The following is a 24,699-nucleotide window of genomic DNA, read 5'->3' as shown; positions in this document are numbered from 1 at the left end:
TCGCTGTGATTTGCCGAGCTGGGGCGATTCAGATCGGCGGCAGGACACCCCGTGGCTTGCGATCCGATTTCCGCACATTTTCTGCAACAATTATGCCTTGACTGCTGTAGGAAAGCGTTTGAGGGAATGGCTCATCCCCGCAGGTTGTGCCAGAGGTTGACCATGAAATCCTGCACGTTGGTCAGGATGGCCCGGGCCTGGGCCGAGCCACGGTTGGCCAGCTTGTCAGCAATGAATTCGGACATATCGACAATGTAAAAGTGAACCGGCCGTACGGTGCCGTCGTCAAGCACCCGGTAGCCCGGCGTCATGTTGCCGACAGCGATGGCGTGGAGCTGGGTTGCCAGGGCGATGACGGTGGTGGCGCGGCGGGCGTGGATTCGCATGGCGTCCTGGGCCTGGCGGGAGTCGGTGATGACGCCGGGGAGCGGCCCGTCATCGCGGATGGAGCCTGCCAGGACCACCGGAACCCGTCGCTCCAGGCATGCCCGGATGATCCCGTCCCGTATCCCCAGCCCGGCGATGGCCTGCTCCATGGAGCCGTGGCGAAGGACCTCGTTGATGACGTCCAGATGATTGTAGTGCCCCCGGGGAAGGAGGGCCTGGGTGTAGATGTCCTGGCCGAGGCCGGTGTGGAACAGGGCCGCCTCCAGGTCATGGGTGGCCAGGGCGTTGCCGGCCAGAAGGGCGTGGCAGTAGCCGGCCCCGATGATGCGGGCCATGGCGTCGCGGCTGTCCCGGTCGAAGGCCACGGCGGGTCCCAGGACCCAGACGATATGGCCGTTTTCCCGGTCATGGCGCAGGATGTCGTAAAGCTCGTCATAGGAGCGGGAAAAGGGGGTCTCCCTGGTGCCGCGGCTCCGGAAGGCGAACTTGTCTTCCGCCGTTTCCGTCGGGGCGTCGAACCCCGTCGTGTGGACGAATATCCCTTCCTCGCCGTTCTCCGTCCGCCCTACCACGACCCGCTCCCCTTCCATCACCAGCCGGGGCTCCACGGTCCTTAACGTATTTCCTTCAAGGATGAAGACGGCGTCCATCCTGCTCTCTGCCGCAAGAAGCCACCGCCCGCCGCCGAGGTGGACATACTCCGGGTGGTTGGACGTGGCGTGGAAACCGGCAGGGAGGACTCCGTCGCGGGGAGCCGCCTCCGTGCGGGCCGGCGGGGCTGCGGCCAGATCGGGGCGGGTGAAATCGGGGCGGGTATACGTTGGGAAGGGGGGCATGTTCGTACCTCGCTGGCATTCAAAACCCGAAAACTACGGTTGAATAACACGGAGAAACGGAGAGCACGGAGAAACCGAAACCTTGAGTCGGTTTGTTTAAGGATCGGAAGGCGATAATAAGTGTATTTCACGGGGACGCCATGGCTTTACGGTGTTTACCCGGTTCCGCTCGATGATGTGCCTGCCCGTGCCAGGTGGGGTGTTTCCTGTTAGTGGGAGACTGTCCCGATGGCGGCTTCACTCTGCCAATCGGGCACTGCCCGGCCGAGCGTGAAATAGAAGGTTGCTCCTTCCTCCACCTTTCCTTCCGCCCAGATGTTGCCTCCGTGGCGGTGAACGATCCGCTGGACTGTTGCCAGCCCGACTCCCGTTCCTTCGAACTCTTCTTGATGATGCAAGCGCTGGAAGGGAGTGAAAAGTTTTGAAACGTACCTCATGTCAAAACCGGCGCCGTTGTCTTTGACAAAATAGACGCGTTGATCGTTCTCAATGATGCCGAATTCGATCCGAGCGGTTTCTTTCCGGCGGGTGTATTTCCAGGCGTTATTCAGAAGATTCTCAAGGGCTGATCTGATAAGGGGCCGGTCTGCTTCTGCCGCCACGCCGTCGGCTATGGCAAATGTCACCTGACGTTCCGGGTTCCCTTCATGAAGCGCTGTAGCGATCTCGCTGGCAATATCGCTCAGGTCGACCATGTTGGGATGTATCGTGGCAGAGCTGGCCTGCGACAATCCCCGCAGGGCGTCAATCAGTTCGTTCATCCTGGAGGTGTTCCTCTCGATCCTTCTGAGGTATTCAAGCACCGCTTCCCCGACCGCTTCCCCGCACTCCTCGCGGACGATGGCGGTATAGCCGGTAATGCTGCGGAGGGGCGCCCGGAGGTCGTGGGTCACCGCCGAGCTGAAAGCCTCCAGTTCCCGGTTCAGCATCTCGAGGGATGCGGTCCGTTTCAACAGGACATCATTCAGCAGGGCGATTTCTTCCTGGGCCTGTTTGGACCGTGTGACTTCCTCCCGCAACTGTTCGTTGGTTGCGGCAAGGAGGGCCGTGCGCTCGGCAACCCGTTCTTCGAGAGCATGGTTCAACTGCTGCAACTCTTTTTCCGCATTCTTCCGTTCGCGAATTTCGTGTTCCAATTCGTGGTTGGTCTTTTCCAGATCAACCATCTTCTTTTGCAGTTTACGGAACAGCGCTTCGCTATATTCGCGAAAGTGCCCGTCTTCTTCCTCTTCTCCCGGTGCTCCTCCGTGGACCCCGGACTCCGTTGCGGCGAGCAGGCTACGGACAATCCGCATCAATTCTTCCGGTTCCGTAGGCTTGAGGAGAAAGCAGTCGGCACCAAGACTCAGGGCGAGTTTCCGGTCGTCTTCTTCGGTAAATGTTGCGGTGTAAAATATGAAGGGAATATTTTTCAGCCGGTCCGATTTTTTGCATTCGCGGCAGAATGCATACCCGTCCATGACCGGCATGAGAATATCGCTGATGATGAGGTCGGGGGGCGAGTTCCGGGCCATTGACAGCGCCTCGGCCCCATTTGGCGCGGAGAGTACCTGAAAGCCATTGGCGGAAAGTAAAACTTCCAGCATATAGAGGTTTTGCTCGTTGTCGTCGACAATCAGAATTCGTGACATGCGCGGTCTCCGTTAAACGGTCAGGAGGGGAGGTGTTCCCTTACCTGCTGCATGAATGTGTCTGGATTGATGGGTTTCTCAAGATAGCCCGTACAACCTGCCAGCAGCGCCTTTTCACGGTCGCCGGCCATGGCGTATGAGGTGACGGCGACTATGGGAACTTCTGCCAGGGCCGGGTTGGCCCTGAGGTTGCGGGCTACGTCGTATCCGTCCATTTCGGGCAGCTGGATGTCGAGGAGTATGAGTGCCGGCCTGACCCTGCCGGCAGCGGCAATCCCCTCGATCCCGTCCCTGGCGGCAAAGACTTCATAGCCGTGCTTTTCCAGAATGAATGTCAGCAGGTACAGGTTCTGATCATTGTCTTCGATGATGAGGATTTTGTTTTCCACGGCATAATCCTTTCGGTTGAGCTATGCAGTTCGTGCAAAACGTAAGGGGAAGGCCTCCGGCATGATTTTCGATGTTATTGACTCGGTGAATAAATATTCAAATTTACTATAATTTGTGATATACTTCGGGCATGAAAACTACAGATGCCCGCAAGCTAAATCAAGAAACACAGTATGAACTTCGCAAGCAAGTCGTTCGTCTCAAAGAAAAAGGCGAACTGGACAATCAAGCCATTTCAGAAATCGTCGGTTTGTGTTCAACCTACATCAGTACGATCTGGAAAAAGTACCAACGTGGCGGTCTGGATGCCATCAAGCCAGGGGTTCGTGGTCGCCGTCACGGGGAACAACGAGAACTGACAGCCATGCAAGAGGCTGATATCCAGAAGTTGCTAGTCGATAAGACGCCCGATCAGTTGAAATTGTCCTTCGCACTCTGGACCCGTGATGCCGTACGGTTGGCAATCAAGCAACATTACGGCATAGATTTGCCGCTACGAACCATCACCGACTATCTGAAGCGGTGGGGCTTTACCCCTCAGAAACCGACGAAAAGAGCCTACGAGCAAAACCCAAAGGCGGTTCAACAGTGGCATGAGACGGTCTACCCCCAGATTCAGGCCCGCGCCAAACAGGAAAAGGCCGAAATTCACTGGGGTGACGAGACCGGCATTCAGAACGATGCTTACAATACCAAAGGTTTTGCCCCCAAAGGGAAAACGCCAGTCGTGCGAATTAACGCCACGAAAAGCCGGGTCAACATGATCTCATCCATTACAAATCAGGGGAAAGTCCGGTTCATGATGTACCGGGAAACCATGACTGCCCAGGTGCTGATTAAATTCATGTCTCGGTTGATCAAGGATGCGGGCCGCAAGGTGTTTCTGATTTTGGACAACTTACGGGTGCACCACAGCAAAATGGTCAAAGACTGGCTGTTGGAGAACAAAGACCAAATCGAGGTCTTTTATCTCCCCTCGTACTCGCCGGAACTCAATCCCGATGAGTATCTCAATGGGGACCTCAAGCATTGTATCCGGTCTGGGCTTCCTCCTCGATCAGAGAAGGAACTGACCAAGAAAACCAGATCATTCATGCGAAAACTTCAAAATAGGCCACAACATGTCCGAAACTACTTCAGGCATCCAAAGATCGCCTATGCTGCCTGATTTGAACGTTTAATCACCGGAGCAATAACGCATGCATGCCACAGATGCACATGGGGATGATTTTGTGATACGGTAGTATAAATTTAAAGTTTTACAATCCTTATATCGTTGGTTTCCGGATCGCGGGCCGCCGTTTTTGCGGCATCGAATTTCGCCATGTCAGCTTGATGCTGGGCTTGATTGCCGGAGTATACATGATGATTACAAAGTTCAGTACACCGTTTCGAATCCAATTGCCAGCGCTTTTCGTGATGTTGCTCATCGTGCAATGTATTGCAATTTCTTCGGCGGGGGCCGATGCGAAGCTTGTGACCGTCGGCGTTTATGAAAACCCCCCCAAGGTATTCACTGACGAATCCGGCAAGCCATCGGGCATCTTCATCGATATTATCGAGCATATCGCGGAGACGGAAGGATGGAATCTGCGCTATGTGCGCGGCACATGGGCTGAAGGGCTGGCTCGTCTGGAAAATGGAAAGATCGATCTGATGCCGGACGTGGCATACACTACGGAACGCGAGAAAATTTACTCCTTCCACAAGATCCCGGTGCTCACCGCCTGGTCTCAGGTGTACGCCCGCAAAGGGAGCGGGATCCAATCGATACTGGACCTGAACGGCAAGCGGGTGGCCGCCCTGGAGCAGACGATTCAGCTTGAAACCTTCAGGAGGCTTGCGAAAGGGTTCGAGCTGAATATCACCCTTGTCCCCGTTGCCGATTACAAGACTGAGTTTGACATGATTGCCAAAGGCAAGGTCGATGCCGGCGTCACCAACCGCTTCTACGGATTGAGCCATGCAAGGGAATCCGGGCTCGAAGATACGCCGATCATGTTCGACCCGGCCACTTTCTTTTTCGCTGCCCCAAGGAACGAGCACGGCGAATTGCTGAAAGTCATCGACCGTTACCTCTCGGACATGAAAAAGGATCCCCGGTCGCCCTATTACGCATCACTGGAACGTTGGACATCCGAAAAGGTCCGTTTTGAACTGCCGGTATGGCTGCAAGTTTTGGGCCTGGTTCTGGTCGTGACGGTGATAGTGATGGCTGCCGGGTTTACTTTGTGGACCCGGACGCTGCGGCGTACCGTCAAGCTGCGTACGTCGCAGCTGGAGCAGGAGTTGGCCGAGCGTAAGGCTGCCGAAGAAAAGTTGCGGAAATACCGGGAGGGGCTGGAGGATCTTGTGGCCGAGCGGACTGCCGAGCTCGCCGTCGCCAAAGAGCGGGCCGAGGCGGCCGATCAGCTGAAATCCGCCTTTCTTGCCACCATGTCCCACGAACTGCGCACCCCTCTCAATTCCATCATCGGTTTTACCGGCATTCTCCTGCAGGGGCTGGGGGGACCCATTAACGCCGAACAGTCAAAACAGTTGAACATGGTCAGGCGTAGCGCCAATCACCTTCTCAATCTTATCAGCGACATCCTGGATATTTCAAAGATCGAAGCGGGGCAGCTGAAGATATCCCCTGAGCCCTTCGAACTGGCGGACTCAATTGAGAAAGTCGTCCAATCCGTAAGCTCTCTGGCGGACAAGAAGGGGCTGATGCTGTCCCTGGAGATTGCCGAGGATGTGGGAAACATCGTCAGCGACCAGCGGCGGGTGGAGCAGGTGCTTCTGAATCTGCTCAGCAATGCCGTGAAATTTACCGACCAGGGGGCGATTGTTGTCCGTTGTTCCCGTAATTCTGACTGGTACGTTACCAGTGTCACCGACTCCGGCATCGGCATCAAGGCCGACGATATGGACAGCCTGTTCAAACCGTTTCACCAGGTTGATACCGGTTTGAGCCGAAAATACGAAGGAACTGGGCTGGGGCTCTCCATCTGCAAGCGGCTGGTCGAGTTGATGGGTGGGAGCATTTCGGTTGAAAGCCGTCAAGGGGAGGGGAGCACCTTTTGTTTCATGCTTCCGGCTGTGCCGGGCTAGTCTCCCGTGCGCAACATCCATCATTTCCTGAGTTTAAAATTTTTATCAAGTAAACCCCCCGGACCGGCCTTTGTCAATGGCACCGCCTGCATCGGGCGCTTCCTGTGGTACCATTTTCGGCAAGGAGGGACGCCATGAAGCGGAAACGGATCATCATCATGGGGGCGGCGGGGCGGGACTTCCACAATTTCAACTGCTGCTTCCGGGACAACTACGCCTATCGGGTGGTTGCCTTCACCGCGGCTCAAATTCCCTATATCAGCAATCGGCGCTACCCGGCGGAGCTGGCCGGAAAGCTCTATCCCCACGGTATTCCCATTTTTCCCGAAGAGCAGCTGGAAGCGGTGATTCGCCGCCTCAGGGCGGAGCAGGTGGTGTTCGCCTACAGCGACATTTCCCACGAGCGCCTCATGCACACGTCATCCCAAGCATTGGCCCGCGGCGCTGATTTCGTCCTGCTGGGGCCCGACGCCACCATGCTCAAAAGCCGGCTCCCCGTGGTGTCGGTCTGCGCGGTGCGGACCGGGTGCGGCAAGAGCCAGGTGGTCCGCTACTTCTGCGACATCCTCCGGGAGCGGGGAATCCGCCCCGTGGTGGTGCGCCACCCCATGCCCTACGGCGACCTTGCCGCCCAGGCGGTGGAGCGTCTGGACCACGGGGCGGACCTGGACCGCTTCCACTGCACCATCGAGGAGCGGGAGGAGTACGAGCATCTCCTGGACCACGGGGCCATAGTCTACGCCGGGGTGGACTACCGGCGGATCCTGCGGCGGGCCGAGAGGGAGGCGAAGCTCATCATCTGGGACGGCGGCAACAACGACCTCCCCTTCTTCCGCCCCGATCTGGAAATCGTGGTGGCGGATCCCCTGCGGCCGGGTCACGAGACCTCCTGGTATCCGGGGGAGGTGAACCTGCGCCGGGCGGAAGTGGTGGTGGTGAACAAGGTCAATGCCGCCGATCCGGCGGCCGTAGCGGCGGTGGAGGGGGCGGCGCGGCGGGCGAACCCGTCGGCCCGGCTGGTGCGGACGGATTCGGTCATCACGGTGGCCGAAGGGGAGCGGATCAGGGGGAAGCGGGTGCTGGTCATCGAGGACGGTCCCACCATCACCCACGGCTCCATGGCCTCCGGCGCCGGCCTTGCCGCGGCCCTGCAGCACGGGGCCGCGGAAGTAATCGACCCCCGTCCCTGGGCGGTAGGGTCCCTGCGGGAGGTCTACGCCGCCTGGCCCCACATCGGCCCGGTCCTCCCTGCCATGGGTTACAGCCCCGCCCAGGTGGCCGACCTGGCCCGGACAATGGAGGCAGTGCCGTGCGACCTGGTAGTCGCCGCCACCCCCATCGACATCGCCCGTCTCATCGGCACGGGGCGACCGGTGCTGCGGGCCTTCTACAACGTGGCCGAAAGTGGGGGGAAGCCCCTTCGGAGGGTGTTCGAGTCGTTCTTGGACAGTCGTTCCATCCGGTAAGCGAGCCCTACATCTCCACCCGCGTCACCACCCCCTGAAGCTTGGCCGCCGGAATCCGGTAGAACTGGACGAAGTTCGGGGTCTGGCGCTTGAGGGTGGCAAAGAGCTTCCAGATCGGGTTGTCGGTGGCGATATCCTCGACGCCGTAGAAGATGACCTTCTCGCTGATGCCGTTTTCCTTGAGCCTTGCCTCGATATCCAGAATTTCCATGTAGCCGGCCTGAATCTCGAAGACGTCGATACCCGTGGCCAGGCCGGTCTTGAGCATTATCTCCTGGCCGAAGGGTTCGTCGGTGCGGACGATGGAGATGAGGACGTTGCGCTCATAGATGATGTTGCTGCGGATGATGCAGTGCACCACGTAGGGGGGGACGGTATTCCACTCCTTCACGAAGAAGAGGCCGGTGCCGGGGATGTTTTTACCCTTGGCGTAAATCTGTTCGTAGGCGAAACGGAAAGTTTCGAAGTCCAGGGGCTTCAATGCCCGGTAGAGGGCCCGTTGCCCCCTGGTCCAGACGAGGATGGTGACAAAGGGGATCGATGCCAGAACAATGGACCAGTAGCCGCCGTGGGGAATCTTGTTCATGCAGGAGACGAAGAAGATCAGGTCCACCAGCGTGATTACGACGGCAAGGGGAACTTTCCACTTTTTGGTGGTGCGGGAGAAAATCATGATCATCATGATGCCGGTGATGGTCATGGTGCCGGTAACCGCCAGACCGTAGGCCGCCGCCAGGTTCTCGGATTTTTTGAAAAGGAGCATGATGAAGAGCACCGCCAGCATCAGGATCCAGTTGATGGAACTGATGTAGATCTGGGATTTGAGGTGCGTGGAGGTGAAGTCCACCTTCAGCAGCGGCATGATGCGGGTGGTTATTCCCTGGTAGACCACGGAGAATACCCCGCTGATCATGGCTTGGGAGGCGATGATGGTGGCGAGGATGGTGAGGATGAGGAACGGGATGTAGAGCTGTGGCGCCTGGTGCTGCACCATGCCGAAGAGGTAGTTTTTCGCTTCGGGGTGGGAGAGGAGGAATACCCCCTGGCCGAAATAGTTGATGATCAGGGCGGTGAAGGCGAAATACCAGGCCCGCAGAATCGGCTTGCGCCCCAGGTGCCCCATGTCGGCGTAGAGGGCCTCGCCGCCGGTGGCGCAGAGAATCACCTCCGAGAGGACGAAAAAGCCGGCCAGCCCGTGGTGGAGCATGAAGTTGAGGGCATAGTGGGGGCTCACCGCCGCCACTATGGAGGGCATGGTAACGACTGACGTGAGGCCCGAGATGGTGAGGGACGTGAACCAGACCACCATGATGGGGCCGAATGCCCCGGCCACCTTGTCGGTCCCCTTGAATTGAACGACGAAGAGCCCCACGGCGATAATGGCGGCGATGAGGATGAGGGTTCCCTGCTGCGTTGCCTCCAGGCCGGGGATGAGGACCATCCCCTCCACGGCCGAAAGGATGGAGATGGCGGGGGTGATGACCCCGTCCCCCAGCAGAAGGCAGACTCCGATGTAGGATAGAAATACCACGAAGCCCAGCTGTCGCCCCGACTTGAGCATCCGCACCAGGATTTCCTTAAGGACGATGGTTCCCCCTTCGCCCTTGCGCCCCAGGCTCATGGCGAGCCAGGCATACTCGGCGGTGACGAGGATGGTCATGGTCCAGAATACCAGGGAGAGGATGCCGAAGACGTTGTCCACGGTGGGTTTGGTGAGGGCGAATATGACGGTGAGGGTGTAGATGGGGCTCGTGCCGATGTCGCCGAACACCAGCCCCATTGATTTGACAATGCCCCCCCAGTATGAGCTTCCTTCAGAATGATTCATTGTGTGCCTCCCGGATGATATGCGTGAAGGGTCGGGAAACGGAAAAGCCGCCGGCCGCCGCCGGCGGCCATCTAGCCGCTGTCGTGCCCTTCCAGTTGCCTACGAGGTTAGCTGACGGGCTCGAGGCTGAAAGTCCTCTATCCGGCGGCTGTGCCGGAACTCGCCCCAAAAGTGGTTCCCCCGCATCCTTTCATCAGAACGGATCTCGGCGTACGTGATTCAGTTGTCGTGGTGCTCTACTCGGCGGTTTTCAGGCGATATCCCACTCCCGGCTCGGTGATGATGAATTTGGGTCGAGATGGGTCCCGCTCGATCTTTTTCCGCAGATTGCTTATGGTGACCCGGAGCACGTGGGGCTGCTCATGGTGAGCGATTCCCCATATCTGCCTGAGGATCTGGCTGTGGGTCAGCACCTTTCCCGCATGGCTTATCAGCAGCCGCAAGAGGTCGTACTCCGTGGGGGTCAGCTGGATCTCGGTTCCGTCCAGGATCACCCGGCGCAAGTTGAGGTCCACGAGCAGGTCGCCGCTGGCGAATACCGGCTCGGACTCGGATGTGGCGGCGCGCCGCAGGGAGGCCCTGATCCGGGCCAGCAGTTCGCCCACGCCGAAGGGCTTCGATAGGTAATCATCCGCTCCCGCGTCCAGGGCAGCCACCTTGTCGCTCTCCCGCTCCCGTACCGACAGGATGATGATGGGCACCTGCGACCATTCCCGGATCCGGCGGATGACGTCGATGCCGTCCAGGTCGGGGAGCCCCAGGTCAAGGAGGATCACGTCGGGTCTGAACGCGGCGGCGGCGGACAGCCCGGCGTGCCCGGTCGCCGCCTCGTGGAGGCTGAATTCCTCCGACGACAGGGCGGAATGGAGAAATCGGCGGATGGCGGCCTCGTCGTCGATCACCAGGAGGCGGTGCCCGCTACTTTTTTCAGCTGCTGCGGTCATGGCTTCTCGCTAACCGGTTGCGTCAACGGCAGGAGGATCTCTATGCGAAGCCCTCCTCCGTTACGGTTTTCTCCCCTGATTTTGCCCCCGTGGGCTTCCACAATCCCCTTGCAGATGGAGAGACCCAGGCCGGTGCCGCCTACTCTCTCGGGGACCGGGATGCGGTAGAACTTGTCGAAGAGTCGGCCCAGTTCATCCGGGGGGACGCCGGGACCCCGGTCCGTCACCTCCAGGCAGAGCCACCCCTCTCTGACCGATGCCTGAATTTCAATAGGACTTTGTGCCGGCGCGTACTTGTTGGCATTGTCCAGAAGGTTCACGAGCACCTGGTTCATGAGCACCATGTCGAGGGAAACCAGCGGCAGTCCGGGGGAAAGCTCAACGGTAACCTCCCGGTCGCCGAGGCGCTTTTCCATGGCGGCCAGGGCGCACCCCACCAGTTCCTGTATGTCGCTCGGCTCCATATTCAGCCTGATGGCGCCGGCTTCGATGCGAGTCATGTCGAGCAGGTTGCCGACGAACCGGTTGAGGCGCTCCGCCTCGTCGAAGGCGGTTTCCAGGAGTTCCCTCCGTGCCTGGTCGCTTAGCCGTTCCCCTTCCCCCTTCAGGGCGGACAGGGCTCCGGTGATGGAAACCAAGGGGGTCCGCAGGTCGTGGGAGATGGAGTTGAGCAGCGCCCGTTCCAGGTTCTCCCTGGCCTGGAGGATGCGTGCCTGCTCCGCCTGCCGGGAGAGGCGCGCCTGTTCCTGGGACTGCTCCCGAACTTTGGCCACTAGGGAGCTGATGATGACCCCCACGACGAATAACCCGAAGAAGGTTATCAGATATTCCTTGTCGGCGACGCTGAAGGTAAAGCGTGGCGGGACAAAGAAAAAATCGAAGGCCAGTACCCCCAGGAACGCCGTGGCGATGGCCGGCCGCAGCCCCAGTTTCACTGCTGCTACGACAACTGCCAGCTGGTAGACCATGACCATGTTGGTCGGCACCAGATAGGGGCGGATAACCTCGCAGACCAGCGTGGCAATGACCACTAGCACGAGGCTGAAGATATAACCGGTTGCGGCACCGAAAAGGTTCACTGGTATGTCCCGGGAGCGGCTTGGTAGGTTGCGTCCAGAGTACCAGTTTTTTTGGCGTTCCGCCACTGTCGTGGAAAACATCATGCCATTGGGGGCGATTCTTGCCGGCGCACTTTCAAGAGAGTCCAGTATCCTGCATCTGCATCGTACACCGCGACCTCCCCTTTTCCGTATGGGGGCGGAGCGATGGCCGTTATACCAGGTTCTGTTGTCGTCGCGTTATCTTCCTGAAAACCCTCGCCCTGGTAGATACCTGTTTCCGTGCAGTAATAGTAGATACGCATGATGCAAGGCCTCTGTAATATCCCGCTGGTACCTGATATAGACTAAATGCAAGCATAGAAGATGTGGCGTAAAATGGGTGTCAAGATGGGGAGGAAGTTCATAAAGATTCCATAAAGACGGAGATTCGTTGACGGGGAGATGCGCCGAAGCACTTCGGCGTGTATACTGTTGAACCAAATAATTCGTGTGTTGAGGGGGGATGATCCATGGGTACTGCACTGGAAGCACTTTTGATAGCCAAGGGGGAGAAGGAGGTCTCTCTTCTGCCGAAAATGGCCAATCGCCACGGCCTTGTGGCCGGGGCCACCGGCACCGGAAAGACGGTGTCGCTGCGGGTTCTGGCCGAGCGGTTCAGTTCAATCGGCGTGCCGGTATTCATGGCCGACATGAAGGGAGACCTGTCGGGGCTGGCCCTGCCGGGGGACGAGAACCCCAAGGTGGCCGAACGGGTGGCGAAGATGGGGCTGGAGGGGTTCGCCTACGGCGGTTTCCCCGTGGTTTTCTGGGACGTCTTCGGTGAGCAGGGGCACCCGGTCCGGACCACGGTATCGGAGATGGGGCCGCTCCTCCTGTCGCGTCTCCTGAACCTGAACGATGTCCAGAGCGGGGTCCTCAACGTCATCTTCAAGGTGGCCGACGACAACGGCCTGCTGCTCCTGGACTTCAAGGACCTCCAGGCCATGGTCCGGCACGTGGGGGACAACGCCGCCGAGTTCCAGACCGCCTATGGCAACATCTCCGCCGCCAGCATTGGCGCCATCCAGCGGAATCTTCTTGCCCTGGGAGAGCAGGGGGCCGACCGGTTCTTCGGGGAGCCGGCCCTGAACCTCCAGGACTTCATCCAGACCGACTCCGACGGCCGGGGGGTAATCAACATCCTGGCCGCCGACAAGCTGATGCAGTCGCCCAAGCTCTACGCCACCTTCCTCCTCTGGATGCTCTCGGAGCTTTTCGAGCAGCTCCCCGAGGCCGGCGACCCGGAGAAGCCGAAGCTGGTTTTCTTCTTCGATGAAGCCCACCTCCTCTTCGACGACGCCCCCAAGGCCCTGGTGGACAAGATCGAGCAGGTGGTGCGGCTCATCCGCTCAAAGGGGGTGGGGATCTACTTCGTGACCCAGAACCCCGTGGACCTTCCCGACACGGTGCTGGGGCAGTTGGGGAACCGGGTCCAGCACGCCCTGCGGGCCTTCACCCCCAAGGACCAGAAGGGGGTAAAGGCCGCGGCCGAAACCTTCCGGGCCAATCCGGGGCTCGACGTGGCAACGGTCATCACGGAACTGGGGGTAGGGGAGGCGCTGGTGTCGGTCCTGGACGAGAAGGGGACCCCAACCGTGGTGGAGCGGGCCCTGGTCTGTCCCCCCCAGAGCCGCTTTGCCCCCCTTTCCGGCGCCGAGCGGACGGCGGTCATAGCCCGTTCGCCCCTGGCGGGATTCTACGAAAAGGTTGTGGACCGGGAGTCGGCCCACGAGGCGCTCCAGGCAAAGGCCCAAGCTGCCGCCGCGGCCGCTGCCGCCGAGGCTGCTGCGGCACCGGCGCCGGTGCAGGGGGGCAGGAGCGAAGTGGCCGGCCAGGTGGGGACGGTGCTCGGGGCCTTTGCAAAAAGCGCGGCCCACGCCATCGGCAGCCAGGTGGGGCGCCAGATCATCCGGGGGGTGCTGGGGTCAATCTTTGGGGGAAAGCGGCGATAGCGTCAGGCCGCAGCTTGATGGCACGCAAAAAGGGCGACCCCCCGTGGGGCCGCCCTTTTTGCTGTCTTGCAGGAGGGAATGCTACTTCGTGGTTCTCAGCCCCCGTTCGGGACGGCTGAAGGCGTGGCAGAAGGAGCAGTCGTACTGCTTGCTTGCCACGTGCTTGCTGTGCACCGATGTGAAGCCAGGGTTGGATTTGAAGCTGTGGCACTGGATGCAGACTACAGACTCTGCCCCTTTGAGGGTGTAGCCGAGCTGTTTCAGGTTCATGAGGGCCGTGGAGCCGTGGCAGTCGGTGCAGGCTAGGGCTTTGTCCTTGGTCTTAACTTCGTGGTTCAGCACCTGGTACTCGTCGGTGGTGACCATCTGGTAGGGAGCGCCGGCGGTGAGCCCAAGGTTCACGAGCCCCGAGTTGATGGCGTTGTAGAGGTTGCCGGTGGCGAAGTAGACGCTGGTGTCCACCGGGATCAGCTGATTGGTCAGGGTTGCCAGGGGCTGGCTGGCGGTCTTGTACTTGAACGGATAAAGCTTGGCCTTGGGATCGTTGATCCCGCCCAGGGGACGGCTGACCGGGTAGTTGCCGGTGGCCGGGTCGGGAGTAGCGATATCGAAGAGGTCGTAGGCCCAGGAGGTGCCGTTCCAGAAGGTGTAGACCGGTGTCAGGTCGTTCTGCATCTGCATGAGCGGATGGTAGGTGCCGGTAGTCCCCAGGTGGGGCTGCTGCCAGTCGCGGAATACTTCGGTGGCCTCGGTGGCGGCGGTGTCGAAGGCGTTGCGGGCATAGGTCCCGATATGGCAGGTCTGGCAGGCGACCCGGGCCATGTGTTTGTTGATGTCGGTGGTGGCGTGGCCGCCGGTGCCGGTTTTGGTGGCATGGCAGGCGGTGGTGGCGCAGCTCACCGGCATGGCGCCTTCGGTCGGACGAAGGTCGCTGCCGCGGCCGGGGATCTGGTGTTCGCTGGTTGCGTGGCACCCCTGGCAGGTGAGGTTGGCACCGGTAGTAGCCATGTGGACGTCATAGGCGCGGTCGGTGGTGCTGCCGTGGGCCAGGGCCAGGTCGCCCCGTTTAACGCCGTCGCCGCCGCCGGCCGTGGCGTGGCACTGGAGACAGCTGGCGCGGGTAGGCTTGTGGACGGTCTGCACCGCCTGGTCCATGGTGATGGTCATCTTGGCCGTATCGGGGACCATGACGCCGTTTACTTTCACCCGCTTGTACTTCTCCTGGTGACAGACGAGACAGTCGATGTTCTCCCGTTGGGCCTGGTCGGAGGTGGCGGTGGGCTGTGCGCCGCGTCCCACGTGACAGTTGCTGCAACTGTTCCAGTTGCCGGTGATGTTGATGCAGTAGGCATTCATGGCCCCGGCAATCTTTCCGCCGCCACCGTTGTGGTTGGTGATGGCCGGCGTGGCCCCCTTCCATTGGTAGTGGACCGAGGCGTGGACTTGCGTTGCCTGGGCGCTGTGGCAGGCAACACAGGTGCCGGCGCCATTCCATGTGATGTTCGCGTGGGGGGTGCCGGTGGTGGGGGGAGCGTCCTTGACGACACTGAACGAAACCGAACCCTCGCCACTGCCGCTTGTTGCTTCGAAGGCCGTCAGTGCCCGCCAGGTGCCGGTTGGCGCACTGGAGGCGAGAGTGTGCTTGTAGGAATAGGAGCCGTTGCCCGTGCTGGTCATGGTTCTTTTCGCGACCGTTACTCCCTGGGGATCGATGATTTTCACTTCGCGTTTCTTTGCCGTCGTCACCGGTTTGCCGTCGGCCGATGTTACAAGGGCGGTGACCAGCACCGCATTGCCCTGAAGGTATGATGTCTTGTCGGTCGTCATTTTAATGACCAGGTTTGCCGCGCAGGCCAATGCCGGGACCACCAGGATCGCCAGCATTGCCACACAAAAGTAAAGATACCGATAGGTAAAACGTTTTTTCTGCATACGGTTGGCCTCTTCTCATACGGCTCGGTCGCCGCCACGGTGCTTGAGGTTCGTTGTTGAAGTGAACGTTTCTTTTTGGGTATCTGACGACACGGTTTTAGGTGGATCGTTGTCAATCCCGCGGCTTCATTTCTTTGTCGTACGGTTGTCGGTTGGGTTTCACCTCCCTTCGGTTTCGCTATAACAAGACGCAAAAAAGCCGGGGCCTTGGTATCGTCCGTAGAAACGATAGTTCGGCGACCCGGCTGTCTCGGTGAGACCCAATGGGTTTTCCGTCCCATCCTCGCGGATGGTTTAGTATTGTCGTCTATCTCTGATATGAGGTTGTTACGCTGCTGTAATTGATACCGTATTTATCATATCGGAATATTAGAATGCAACTTTAATTTTTTTTGCATTATGGGACGAAAAGGCCGGAAACCTGCCGAAATCATTTCGTGCTTCGGTTTCCGGCCTTTTGTTATGGGTGGAACGAAAACATTGCTGCCAGAGTCGCCTCTTTGTTATGGCGTTGATCCTTACCGCGCAAAATATCCGTCGGTGAGAGTCTTCATAAAGAGGACGATGCTGTCCACCTGCGGACGCGGGAACATGTTCAGCGGTGCGCGGTTTGCATCCACTTCCGGCGGAGGGAACAGTGTGGTCATGCCGCTGCCTGCGCCGCCACCCATGCCGTTATCCATGGCAGCACGCCAGTGGTAGAAGAAAACGATGTCATCGATGGATTTGAAGAAACCGTTATGGCCGTAAGACTTCACGAAATCCGGTGCGGGACGCTGGTCCACGTTGCGCAGGGTCGGCACCTTATGCTTGCCCATCTCCGGTCCATAGACCGTTGCCTCATATCCGGCGCTCTTCAGATAGCCTCCCAAGCCGTAGTCAACCCAGTTCACGCCATCGGGGTTCCACTTGGGAGGCATGGTGTAGAAGGGGTTTTGGGGGTTTTTCGGGGTGCCGATATTGCTGTAGCTGAAGTTGGTGAAGAGCGGATAGCCGTTGGGGCCGGGCGTAAGGGTGTGGCAGGCGGCGCAGTCCGCACGATTCGGGTCGTTGAATGCTGCCAGTCCCTGGAGTTCGCCGTCATCCAGCCCCAGGCCGCGGAAAGCCGTCCAGCGATTGGGGTCTGTTCCTCCGCCGGGGCATCCCATGGCGCCACCTGCGCCGCCACCACCCATGCCGCCGGTACCGCATTTGATCTTTGAGACATCCTTGCCGGCGGCAACGGCATTATCCCAGAACATGTCGAATTTCGAAGTGAACGGATTGACCTCCGAGCTCCGTTCGTAGGCTGCCACGGAACGGCCGATTTTTTCGTACACACCCTTCACATCGCTGGCACAGTTGAGGGTGCCGGCTCCCCACACTTCCTCGAAGAGGGGGGCGTAGCTGGATCTCTTTACTTTGATGCAGAGGACCTGGGCGTTGGGAATGGCCTGCTCCAGGGGGTTCAGGTACGGGCCCTGGGCCTGTTCGGCCAGCGGGTCGCCGAGGACTGCACCCGTTGCCCGTCCATCCCAGAACATGCCGCCGGACCAGCTTCCCGTAGCTTCATCATAGCTTAGCGGCGGACTGTCGCCGGCATATGTTGCGGTAGGTGGCTTGCGATTTCCGTAATGATTGGGAATGGCGCCTTCGTAAATGGCCAGGCTTGCATTTTCGGTTGAGTCCGGCCCCGTGAAGCCCGCCTCGGGTGCATGGCAGCTGGCGCATGACTGGGTGCCGTTGGCCGACAGGCTCATGTCGAAGAAAAGTTTCTTGCCGAGGGTTTCCTTTTGATTCAGGTCTGCCGCCGATGGAGCCATTGTGACTCCCAGCAGGAATGCACCAGTCAGCGCCGTGGTCCTCATTAATTTCATGTTCATTCTCCTTTCAGTGAAGTTGCATATTCGTTGTGGATGGCTGTTGAAACATTGTATTGGTTTAATGCTTTTTTGCTTATAGGGGTATTGCCGTATTTATTGTGAGTGAATTGAGAAGGCGATAATCAGAGTTAGTCTTAAAATTTGTGCGTAAATAAATTGCGGTTGGTTTTATGCCGTAGCTCGGCTGATTGTGCAGGACAATTGTGGAGCATCGAGGATTGTTGGATTGAGGGCCGGAGATGGCGTGAATGCCGGCAGGGAGGACGCCCCGGTTAACCGATCTTGAAACGGTATGTTGCAGTCTTTGGATAATCGGTGGTGCCGTTGCAATCCCTGAGAATCAACGTGGACGGGCGGGTCTGCAGGCGGGACTGTTGATGAATAGGTGGAGAGGGGCGCTCTCGCTTCAGGCCGACGCAGGTGTCGATCCGGTACCTTAGGCGGAAGGCGAGGATGGCGAAGAGACTGTCCGGGTCCGGTGCGGCAGCGTCAATGGGCAAGGGGGAGGATGAGGTTGATGTTGTATAGACCTATTCCCTCTCCCTCCGCCGGGCACGGCGCTTAAGGGCGGCCTCGCACTGCCGGCGTCCATCGTCGGTGCCGGGAGTCCAATGGGGAACTTCGGCCGGATTCCCTTCTTTATCCAATGCCACCATGGTGAAATATCCCCGGGCCGCCTCGCGGCTCTCTCCCGTGAAGACATCCTCCGCTTCCACCGTCACCGCCATGTCGATGGAGGTCCGGCCGGTGCAGACCACCCGCGCCTCCACCTTCACGACTTCTCCGACCCGCACGGGCCGGATGAAGGCGATTTCCTCGGCTCCGGCAGTAACCACGTCGCAGCGGGTGTAGCGCCAGGCGGTGATGGCCGCCGCCTTGTCCATGAGGCTCATGAGTACCCCGCCGAAGATGCTTCCCGCCTGGTTGGTGTCCTGGGGGAGGAGGGTCTCGATAAGGGTCCAGTCTCGGTTCATTGTTTCTTCATCTCCTTTTCCATCTCCAGTACGCGCAGGGTAATCTTCAGGATCGAGTCGGGGTTCAGGGAGATGGAGTCGATTCCCTCCCTGACCAGGAAGGCCGCGAAATCCGGGTAGTCGCTGGGGGCCTGGCCGCAGATGCCGCTGTGGCGGCGGTTGCGCCGCGCCCCCTCAACCACGTCGGCGATGAGGCGCATGACGCCGGGGTCCCGCTCATCGAAGACGTGGGCCACCAGGGCCGAGTCCCGGTCGATGCCGAGCGTCAGCTGAGTCAGGTCGTTGGAGCCGATGGAGAAGCCGTCGAAGAGCTGCGAGAATTCATCGATCATGATTACGTTATTGGGGATCTCGCACATGACGTAGACTTCCAGGCCGTTTTCTCCGCGGACGAGGCCGTTTTGCGCCATCTCTCCCAGAACTTTTTCCGCCTCCACGATCCGGCGACAGAAGGGGATCATGGGGATGACGTTCACGAGTCCCATCTCGTCCCGAACCTGCTTCAAGGCGCGACACTCAAGGGCGAACCCCGCCCGGTAACGCTCGTCGTAGTAGCGCGACGCCCCCCGGAAGCCGATCATGGGGTTCTCTTCCCGGGGCTCGAAGGCGCGCCCTCCCAGGAGCGAGGCGTATTCGTTGCTCTTGAAGTCGCTCATCCGGACGATGACCGGCTTGGGATGGAAGGCGGCGGCGATGGTGCCGATCCCTTCGGCCAGCTTCTCCACGAAGTAGGCGGGCGGGTCGGGGTAGCCGGCGGTGAGGCGGCCGATCTCGCGACGGGACGCCTCGTCTTCCACCCGCTCCGGGTGTACCAGGGCCATGGGGTGGACCTTTATGTGATTGGTGATGATGAACTCCATCCGGGCGAGTCCCACGCCGTCGTTGGGAATCCGGCAGAGGGAGAATGCCTCCCCCGGGTTCCCCAGGTTCATCATGATCTTTGTCCGGGGCCGCTCCAGCCCTGTGAGGTCCACCCGTTCCACCCGGAAGGGGAGAGCGCCGTCGTAGATGCTCCCCACGTCTCCCTCGGCGCAGGATACGGTTATCTCTTTGCCGGTGGCGATCCGTCCGGTGCCGTTACCGGTTCCCACCACCGACGGGATACCCAGCTCGCGGCTGACGATGGCGGCATGGCAGGTGCGCCCTCCCTTGTTGGTGACGATGGCGGCGGCGGTCTTCATGACCGGCTCCCAGTCGGGTGTGGTGGTATCGGCCACCAGCACCTCGCCGGGGTTGAATCCGCCCAGCTTGTGGACATCGGTTATGACCCGTGCCGGCCCGGCGGCGATCTTTCCGCCGACGCTGGTGCCGGTGGCCAGGATTTCCCCCTTCCGCTCAAGAACGTAGGTTTCCAGGAAATCGAGCCGCTTCCGGGATTCCACCGTTTCGGGGCGGGCCTGGACCATGAAGAGCTCGCCCGAAACCCCGTCCCTGGCCCATTCAATGTCCATGGGAACGTCATGGCCCGCCCGTTTCGAGTAGTACTCTTCGATGAGGAGGGCCTGGCGGGCCAGCTCCAGGACCTCGTTGTCGGTGAGGCAGAAGCGGCTCCGCTCCTCCCCGGGCACCTCCACGTTCCGGGTCAGGTGCTTGGATGTGCCGGTTCCGTAAATCATCTTGATCTTCTTTTCACCGAGCTTGCGTCGGACGATGGGGCGGAACCCCCGGCGGAGCGTCGGCTTGAAAACCGTGAACTCGTCCGGATTCACGGCCCCCTGCACCACGTTTTCCCCCAGCCCCCAGGCCCCGGTGATCAGGACCGTGTCCCGGAAGCCGGTCTCGGTGTCGAGGGTGAAGATGACGCCGCTGGAGGCGAGGTCCGACCGGACCATCTTCATGATGCCGATGGAGAGCCCAACCTTGAAGTGGTCGAACCCCTGGTCGATGCGGTAGGAGATGGCCCGGTCGGTGAAAAGCGATGCGAAGCAGCGGCGGCAGGCGTCCAGAAGCTGGGCTTCGCCCCGGATGTTCAGGTAGGTCTCCTGCTGCCCGGCGAAGGAGGCAGTGGGGAGGTCCTCGGCGGTGGCGGAACTGCGGACCGCCACATCGCAGTTCTCGCCGTACTCGGCGCAGAGCCCCCGGTAGGCCTCCGCAATCTCCGCCGCCAGTTCCGCCGGGAGCGGCGCGCCGTAGACCAGCTCCCGGAGCCGGTGCCCCCGGAAGGCGAGGTCGTCCACGTCCTCCTTGTGGAGTTTCGCCAGGGTCCGCTTCATGTCGTCCAGCACCCCGGCGGAGCGGATCAGGTGCCAGTAGGCCTCCGCCGTAACGGCGAAGCCGTTGGGAATTTTCACCCCCAGGGGACGAAGCTCCCGGTACATTTCCCCCAGGGAGGCGTTCTTTCCACCAACGAGTGGGACGTCGCCGATGGAGATATCAGAGAACCAGCGGATGTAGGTCATGGGAGACCTCCTCCGGGAGTGGTCAGGTGTCCTGTAGGGGCGATCCTTGTGATCGCCCTGAACCTCGTCATCGCCTAGGTCAGGGCGAACACGAGGTTAGCCCCTACGAAGTCATGGAACGTTTACCGACACAGCTTTGCCGCAATCTCCGCCACGTATTTCCCCTGGTACCGGGCGCCGGCCAGGTCGTTCTCGCTGGGGAGCCGTTCTCCCTGGCCGCCGGCGATGGTGGAGGCGCCGTAGGGAGAGCCGCCGGTGAGCTCGTCCATGCGCATCTGGCCGGCGAAGGCGTATGGTAGTCCCACGATCACCATCCCCTGGTGAAGGAGGAACGTGTGGAAGGTGAGGATCGTGGATTCCTGCCCCCCGTGCTGGGTGGCGGAGCTGGAGAATACACCGCCGGCTTTCCCCACGAGACTTCCTTTCATCCAGAGCCCTCCGGTGGCGTCCAGGAACTGGCGCATCTGGCCGCACATGTTGCCGAAGCGGGTGGGGGTGCCGAAGATGATGGCGTCGGCTTCAGCCAGCTCGTTGACGGTGCAGACGGGGATGTGGGCGAAGGCCTTCTGGGGCTCGACGGCTCCCATCTTCTCCAGCACGTCGGCCGGCAAGGTCTCGGGAACCCGGCGGAGCGCCGCCTCGGCGCCGGGGACCTCGCGGACCCCTTCAGCCACGGCTTCGGCCATGCGGTAGATATGGCCGTACATGGAATAGAACGGAATAAGCACTTTCATGGGATATCCTCCTTGATGGTTACTTTCAGCAACATCAAGGGTACCGCATTCCGGGGGGGATGCAATCGGGGGAGGCAGTTCCGGCAGTTGCAGGCAGGGTGTTCAGCGGCGGTGGATGATGATCTGGCCGCCGGCGAGTTTTCTCTGGAGCCAGAGGGCCAGGTATTGCTTGATCATGGAGCGGGTGAGGGGGAAGAGGAAGAAGAGGCCGATGAAGTCAGTGAAGAAACCGGGGGTGAGGAGAAGTAGTCCGCCCATGAGAATCACGGCACCGTCAAGCATGCTTGCGGCCGGAATCCGGCCACAGGCCAGTTCCCGCTGGATGCGGCCCATGATGGCGAACCCCTGGGATCTTACAAGCCATGCCCCGGCGAAGCTGATGAGGAGAAGCAGGGCCACGGTCGGCAAGGCGCCGGCGAGCCTGCCGACTTTGATGAGAAGGTATATCTCGATAACCGGGATGATGCTGAATATGAGGAAAAGTTTGAACAGCATAGGGGATGAAGACGTCTTTTCCCGCCTGCTAGCGACCAGCGGCGCAGCGCCCGATGGAGCGGAGCCCGTGGTGACGCGAGCGGTCCCTTTCCCCGGTCAGCAATCCACAGGCGGTCAGGTAGCCCAGGGTCAGGGAGAGCATGTCCGCCACCCCTCCCATGGTGAGGTTGAGTCGCGAGTACTCGAAGTTCAGGTCTTCGAGGAAGGAAATGTGGTCCCCGTTCTCGGCGATGACCTGTTCAAGGCGCAGGCCGTCGCGGCGGATTCTGGCGAGGCCCATGGCCCCACCGCGGTGCAGGGTCGTGGTGTCCTCAACGGTCTGCATTAGGCGTGAAAGGGTGTGGAAACAGGCAATGGAGAAGCTGCCGGTCCGCCCGATGGCATCCAGGTAGGCCGGTACGCCGCAGGTGAAGAGCGACGGGAGCCCTCTCTGTGCCTCGCGCACTATGCCGCCGGTACCGTAACGGAGGCGTGCCGAACGGCCGTTGGTGGCGTCGGCTTCGCCCTGGGCGGTGAAATACTGTGCGGCGGCGGCAACCACCGCCTTTTCCATGGCTGATTCGTCATGGGAGCCGGCGTGCCAGCGTGCGTTGATGAGAAGGCCGCTCAGGAAGATGTATCCCTTATGGGAATTGGTTCCGAGGACCTTGAACATGACTTCTTCTGCTTTCCGGCCAATGAGTGCCCGGCAGATGAAATGCTCGTTGTCGGCCAGGGAGCGGATCATTTCTTCCAGGTAATCGGCCAGGATGTGAAGGGAGCGTTCCATCTTCGCCATGGTCAGGTCCGGATGGGAGCCGCAGTCGGCAAGATCCACGAGTCCGGGTTTTGGCGTGAGGTACAGGCCCATGGCCGCCCCTTTGATGAGGGCCTGGGCAAAGCGTTCAATCTCGGCAATGCGTGAGAAATTCATGGTTCCTCTTGATTTCAGCGCTGATTTCAGTACATCGGCCAGTTGTACGACGGACCCATACTAGCACGAATTGTGCGTGTTTGGATAAGGTGTATACACATATTTTTTCAGGGGAGCCGGATCAGCCCGAGATGGTGTTTCCCCCCGACGCCTTGGCAGCGTCGAGGGCCGCAATTGCTGCTTCGACCAGGTGGAGGCCGCGGGCTCCGGCAGCGGTGCCGGCAATGCCTCCGGATATGGTCAGAGGCGGGAGCATGCGGCCGTCATGAATGTCGATGACGGTATTGGCTACCCGCTGGCGGAGACGTTCGGCGATCATTCCGGCTGTGGCGCAGGTGGTGTCGGGAAGGAGGATGGCGAAGGAATCTCCTCCGTAGCGGGCCACCACTTCGGCGGGTCTCAGGTAGTTGCGCAGGGCTTCGGCAACGGCGCGGAGCGCCCGGTCGCCTCCGATGCGGCCATGTTTTTCGTTGAAAGCACGAAAGTTGTCGATGTCGGCCATTATGAGCGAGAGCGGCTTTCCGCTGGCTTCGGCGCGGTTTACCTGGCGTTCAAGTATACCCTCCAGCCAGCGGCGGGTATGGAAGCCGGTGAGGGGGTCCACAATGCTCTGGTCGTGGAGCGCATACTCGCGTGCCGTTCCGGAGAAACTCTCGGAGGACCGGTTGCTGCTGCGCCGCAGGAGGATGCCGAGGAGGTTGCAGGCGGCGGAGTGGGATGCCTGGGCCAGGGACCAGATCAGATCTTCCTCCATAATCAGTATGCGGCAGGGTTCCGCTGAAACCAGCAGGCAGGGTACGCCGGGTTCTCCCACGGCAAAGGTTTCCCCCACGATATCGCCCGGTTCCAGGAACAGGGGGTCTTCGGTCTCGCGCACATCGTAATGGAGGGCGAGGCGTCCTGCAAGGAGCACGGCGATATTGCGATCCAGGGGGCCTGCCCCTTCAAACTGCTCGCCCTGCGAAAGCTCCTTTACGGTGCAGTGGGAGAGGATTCCCTCCATGCATTCAAGGGGGACGAAGCGGAAGAGCGGTACGGATTCAAGTTCAGCGGCGCTGAATAGGGGGTTGCCGGTCATGTGGTCTATTTGGCCGTGTAACCGTTCGCAACCAGGTCCAGGTGGCCGTCGGTGGGGCAGAAGATGAGGCCATGGATCGGTACGTCCTTGGGAATGAGGGGATTCTGGCGGAGAACGGAGACGACCCTGTCCACGTTTTCCTCGGGGCAGGTGAAGGCTCCCATCCACTGGGCAAGGTCCGGCACCTGGGCCTCGATGACCGCCGGGTCCACGCCCCGCGCCACCATCCGCTCCTTCAGCACCTCGGCGTCGACGCTGGCCATGCCGCAGTCCTGGTGCCCGATTACGAAGATTTCTTCCACGCCGAGCATGAAAATTGCCGCCACAAGGCTCCTGATAACGCCGCCGCTCATGGGGTCCACAATGGTGTTGCCCGCATTCTTGATGACCTTGGCGTCACCACGCTTGATTCCCATGGCAGGTTCAAGGAAGTCCACAAGCCGGGTATCCATGCAGGTGAAGATGGCGAATTGCTTCTTCGGGTTCTTGGGAAGAGGGGAAAGTGCGCCCGGACGGACGAATTTCCTGTTGGCTTCGAGGATAGTGTCAAGAAGAGTCAAGCTTCACCTCGCGAGTAAATTTGCGTCACCATTCAATATACCGGCATCGGCATTGCTGTCAATCGGTTCATGGTTCCGGGCGCCGCGGCGATTACGGCGGCTATCCCGAAAAAATTCTTTTG

Annotated in this window: 20 protein-coding genes and 2 riboswitches; of the genes, 4 read left to right on the top strand and 16 right to left on the bottom strand. The window is 60.2% G+C overall.

Annotated features, from left to right (window positions below; translation table 11 throughout):
* Window positions 1-131: 131 nt before the first annotated feature.
* From JZM60_RS01825 to JZM60_RS01815, 3 genes are all read right to left on the bottom strand, one after another.
* Window positions 132-1,223, bottom strand: a complete 1,092-nt coding sequence (locus tag JZM60_RS01825; RefSeq protein ID WP_207163845.1) for a putative NPN-dependent ornithine cyclodeaminase — start codon at window positions 1,221-1,223, stop codon at window positions 132-134.
* Window positions 1,224-1,432: 209 nt separating this feature from the next.
* On the bottom strand, window positions 1,433-2,854 hold the full coding sequence (locus JZM60_RS01820) for a response regulator (protein ID WP_207163844.1): 1,422 nt from the start codon (window positions 2,852-2,854) through the stop codon (window positions 1,433-1,435).
* Window positions 2,855-2,874: 20 nt separating this feature from the next.
* Window positions 2,875-3,243 (bottom strand): response regulator, encoded by a 369-nt coding sequence (locus JZM60_RS01815; protein ID WP_207163843.1) that lies wholly within the window; start codon window positions 3,241-3,243, stop codon window positions 2,875-2,877.
* Window positions 3,244-3,374: 131 nt separating this feature from the next.
* Between JZM60_RS01815 and JZM60_RS01810 the strand changes: the two genes are divergently transcribed.
* The 3 genes from JZM60_RS01810 to JZM60_RS16825 all read left to right on the top strand — a co-directional run bounded on the left by JZM60_RS01810 (window position 3,375) and on the right by JZM60_RS16825 (window position 7,806).
* Window positions 3,375-4,412 carry an IS630 family transposase gene (locus JZM60_RS01810; RefSeq protein WP_207163216.1) on the top strand — a complete coding sequence of 346 codons (1,038 nt, stop codon included), beginning with the start codon at window positions 3,375-3,377 and terminating at the stop codon, window positions 4,410-4,412.
* A 251-nt stretch (window positions 4,413-4,663) separates the two neighbouring features.
* A complete protein-coding gene (locus JZM60_RS01805) occupies window positions 4,664-6,340 on the top strand; it encodes an ATP-binding protein (protein ID WP_241426419.1) in 1,677 nt (558 codons plus the stop codon).
* Between the two features lie 134 nt (window positions 6,341-6,474).
* Complete coding sequence (locus JZM60_RS16825) at window positions 6,475-7,806, top strand: cyclic 2,3-diphosphoglycerate synthase (protein ID WP_207163842.1); 1,332 nt, start codon at window positions 6,475-6,477, stop codon at window positions 7,804-7,806.
* Window positions 7,807-7,813: 7 nt separating this feature from the next.
* Here JZM60_RS16825 and JZM60_RS01795 read toward each other — a convergent pair whose 3' ends face one another.
* From JZM60_RS01795 to JZM60_RS01785, 3 genes are all read right to left on the bottom strand, one after another.
* On the bottom strand, window positions 7,814-9,634 hold the full coding sequence (locus JZM60_RS01795; RefSeq protein WP_207163841.1) for a KUP/HAK/KT family potassium transporter: 1,821 nt from the start codon (window positions 9,632-9,634) through the stop codon (window positions 7,814-7,816).
* Between the two features lie 81 nt (window positions 9,635-9,715).
* Window positions 9,716-9,855: riboswitch (cyclic di-AMP (ydaO/yuaA leader) on the bottom strand.
* A 15-nt stretch (window positions 9,856-9,870) separates the two neighbouring features.
* The gene (locus JZM60_RS01790) at window positions 9,871-10,578 is read right to left on the bottom strand and encodes a response regulator (protein WP_207163840.1); all 708 of its coding nucleotides are present in this window, start codon (window positions 10,576-10,578) and stop codon (window positions 9,871-9,873) included.
* Window positions 10,575-11,657, bottom strand: a complete 1,083-nt coding sequence (locus JZM60_RS01785) for a sensor histidine kinase (RefSeq protein ID WP_241426333.1) — start codon at window positions 11,655-11,657, stop codon at window positions 10,575-10,577. The genes JZM60_RS01790 and JZM60_RS01785 overlap by 4 nt, the downstream gene beginning before the upstream one ends.
* Before the next feature lie 491 nt (window positions 11,658-12,148).
* Here JZM60_RS01785 and JZM60_RS01780 point away from each other — a divergent pair, with 491 nt between their 5' ends.
* Window positions 12,149-13,630 (top strand): helicase HerA-like domain-containing protein, encoded by a 1,482-nt coding sequence (locus JZM60_RS01780; protein ID WP_207163838.1) that lies wholly within the window; start codon window positions 12,149-12,151, stop codon window positions 13,628-13,630.
* Window positions 13,631-13,711: 81 nt separating this feature from the next.
* On the opposite strand, the gene JZM60_RS01775 is transcribed toward JZM60_RS01780, so the two are convergent.
* The 10 genes from JZM60_RS01775 to JZM60_RS01730 form a co-directional block, all read right to left on the bottom strand.
* On the bottom strand, window positions 13,712-15,562 hold the full coding sequence (locus tag JZM60_RS01775) for an MG2 domain-containing protein (RefSeq protein WP_207163837.1): 1,851 nt from the start codon (window positions 15,560-15,562) through the stop codon (window positions 13,712-13,714).
* Between the two features lie 232 nt (window positions 15,563-15,794).
* A riboswitch (cyclic di-GMP riboswitch) is annotated at window positions 15,795-15,871 on the bottom strand.
* Between the two features lie 209 nt (window positions 15,872-16,080).
* The gene (locus JZM60_RS01770) at window positions 16,081-17,418 is read right to left on the bottom strand and encodes a cytochrome-c peroxidase (protein ID WP_241426332.1); all 1,338 of its coding nucleotides are present in this window, start codon (window positions 17,416-17,418) and stop codon (window positions 16,081-16,083) included.
* A gap of 278 nt (window positions 17,419-17,696) precedes the next feature.
* Window positions 17,697-17,924, bottom strand: coding sequence for a hypothetical protein (locus JZM60_RS01765; RefSeq protein ID WP_207163835.1), 228 nt, complete (start codon window positions 17,922-17,924; stop codon window positions 17,697-17,699).
* A 30-nt stretch (window positions 17,925-17,954) separates the two neighbouring features.
* Window positions 17,955-18,398, bottom strand: coding sequence for an acyl-CoA thioesterase (locus JZM60_RS01760; RefSeq protein WP_207163834.1), 444 nt, complete (start codon window positions 18,396-18,398; stop codon window positions 17,955-17,957).
* Window positions 18,395-20,797, bottom strand: a complete 2,403-nt coding sequence (ppsA, locus tag JZM60_RS01755) for a phosphoenolpyruvate synthase (RefSeq protein WP_207163833.1) — start codon at window positions 20,795-20,797, stop codon at window positions 18,395-18,397. The genes JZM60_RS01760 and ppsA overlap by 4 nt, the downstream gene beginning before the upstream one ends.
* A 122-nt stretch (window positions 20,798-20,919) precedes the next feature.
* Complete coding sequence (gene wrbA / locus JZM60_RS01750; RefSeq protein ID WP_207163832.1) at window positions 20,920-21,531, bottom strand: NAD(P)H:quinone oxidoreductase; 612 nt, start codon at window positions 21,529-21,531, stop codon at window positions 20,920-20,922.
* 102 nt (window positions 21,532-21,633) lie between these two features.
* Complete coding sequence (locus tag JZM60_RS01745; protein ID WP_207163831.1) at window positions 21,634-22,026, bottom strand: FxsA family protein; 393 nt, start codon at window positions 22,024-22,026, stop codon at window positions 21,634-21,636.
* Between the two features lie 28 nt (window positions 22,027-22,054).
* The gene (locus JZM60_RS01740; RefSeq protein ID WP_207163830.1) at window positions 22,055-22,939 is read right to left on the bottom strand and encodes a triphosphoribosyl-dephospho-CoA synthase; all 885 of its coding nucleotides are present in this window, start codon (window positions 22,937-22,939) and stop codon (window positions 22,055-22,057) included.
* Window positions 22,940-23,060: 121 nt separating this feature from the next.
* Window positions 23,061-24,017, bottom strand: coding sequence for a GGDEF domain-containing protein (locus JZM60_RS01735; protein ID WP_207163829.1), 957 nt, complete (start codon window positions 24,015-24,017; stop codon window positions 23,061-23,063).
* Window positions 24,018-24,022: 5 nt separating this feature from the next.
* Window positions 24,023-24,577: a beta-class carbonic anhydrase gene (locus JZM60_RS01730; RefSeq protein ID WP_207163828.1), complete on the bottom strand. Its 555-nt coding sequence runs from the start codon at window positions 24,575-24,577 to the stop codon at window positions 24,023-24,025.
* Between the last annotated feature and the right edge of the window lie 122 nt (window positions 24,578-24,699).

The sequence above is a fragment of the Geobacter benzoatilyticus genome (assembly GCF_017338855.1).
GTDB classification, from domain to species: domain Bacteria; phylum Desulfobacterota; class Desulfuromonadia; order Geobacterales; family Geobacteraceae; genus Geobacter; species Geobacter benzoatilyticus.
This window is presented reverse-complemented; position numbering and strand designations above follow the sequence as displayed.

Excerpts from the sequence above, each read along its gene's own strand:
- JZM60_RS01825 (WP_207163845.1), bottom strand. The coding sequence starts at position 1,223 with ATGCCCCCCTTCCCAACGTATACCCGCCCCGATTTCACCCGCCCCGAT.
- JZM60_RS01820 (WP_207163844.1), bottom strand. The coding sequence starts at position 2,854 with ATGTCACGAATTCTGATTGTCGACGACAACGAGCAAAACCTCTATATG.
- JZM60_RS01810 (WP_207163216.1), top strand. The coding sequence starts at position 3,375 with ATGAAAACTACAGATGCCCGCAAGCTAAATCAAGAAACACAGTATGAA.
- JZM60_RS01805 (WP_241426419.1), top strand. The coding sequence starts at position 4,664 with ATGTTGCTCATCGTGCAATGTATTGCAATTTCTTCGGCGGGGGCCGAT.
- JZM60_RS16825 (WP_207163842.1), top strand. The coding sequence starts at position 6,475 with ATGAAGCGGAAACGGATCATCATCATGGGGGCGGCGGGGCGGGACTTC.
- JZM60_RS01795 (WP_207163841.1), bottom strand. The coding sequence starts at position 9,634 with ATGAATCATTCTGAAGGAAGCTCATACTGGGGGGGCATTGTCAAATCA.
- JZM60_RS01790 (WP_207163840.1), bottom strand. The coding sequence starts at position 10,578 with ATGACCGCAGCAGCTGAAAAAAGTAGCGGGCACCGCCTCCTGGTGATC.
- JZM60_RS01780 (WP_207163838.1), top strand. The coding sequence starts at position 12,149 with ATGGGTACTGCACTGGAAGCACTTTTGATAGCCAAGGGGGAGAAGGAG.
- JZM60_RS01775 (WP_207163837.1), bottom strand. The coding sequence starts at position 15,562 with ATGCAGAAAAAACGTTTTACCTATCGGTATCTTTACTTTTGTGTGGCA.
- JZM60_RS01770 (WP_241426332.1), bottom strand. The coding sequence starts at position 17,418 with ATGAAATTAATGAGGACCACGGCGCTGACTGGTGCATTCCTGCTGGGA.
- JZM60_RS01760 (WP_207163834.1), bottom strand. The coding sequence starts at position 18,398 with ATGAACCGAGACTGGACCCTTATCGAGACCCTCCTCCCCCAGGACACC.
- ppsA (WP_207163833.1), bottom strand. The coding sequence starts at position 20,797 with ATGACCTACATCCGCTGGTTCTCTGATATCTCCATCGGCGACGTCCCA.
- wrbA (WP_207163832.1), bottom strand. The coding sequence starts at position 21,531 with ATGAAAGTGCTTATTCCGTTCTATTCCATGTACGGCCATATCTACCGC.
- JZM60_RS01745 (WP_207163831.1), bottom strand. The coding sequence starts at position 22,026 with ATGCTGTTCAAACTTTTCCTCATATTCAGCATCATCCCGGTTATCGAG.
- JZM60_RS01740 (WP_207163830.1), bottom strand. The coding sequence starts at position 22,939 with ATGAATTTCTCACGCATTGCCGAGATTGAACGCTTTGCCCAGGCCCTC.
- JZM60_RS01735 (WP_207163829.1), bottom strand. The coding sequence starts at position 24,017 with ATGACCGGCAACCCCCTATTCAGCGCCGCTGAACTTGAATCCGTACCG.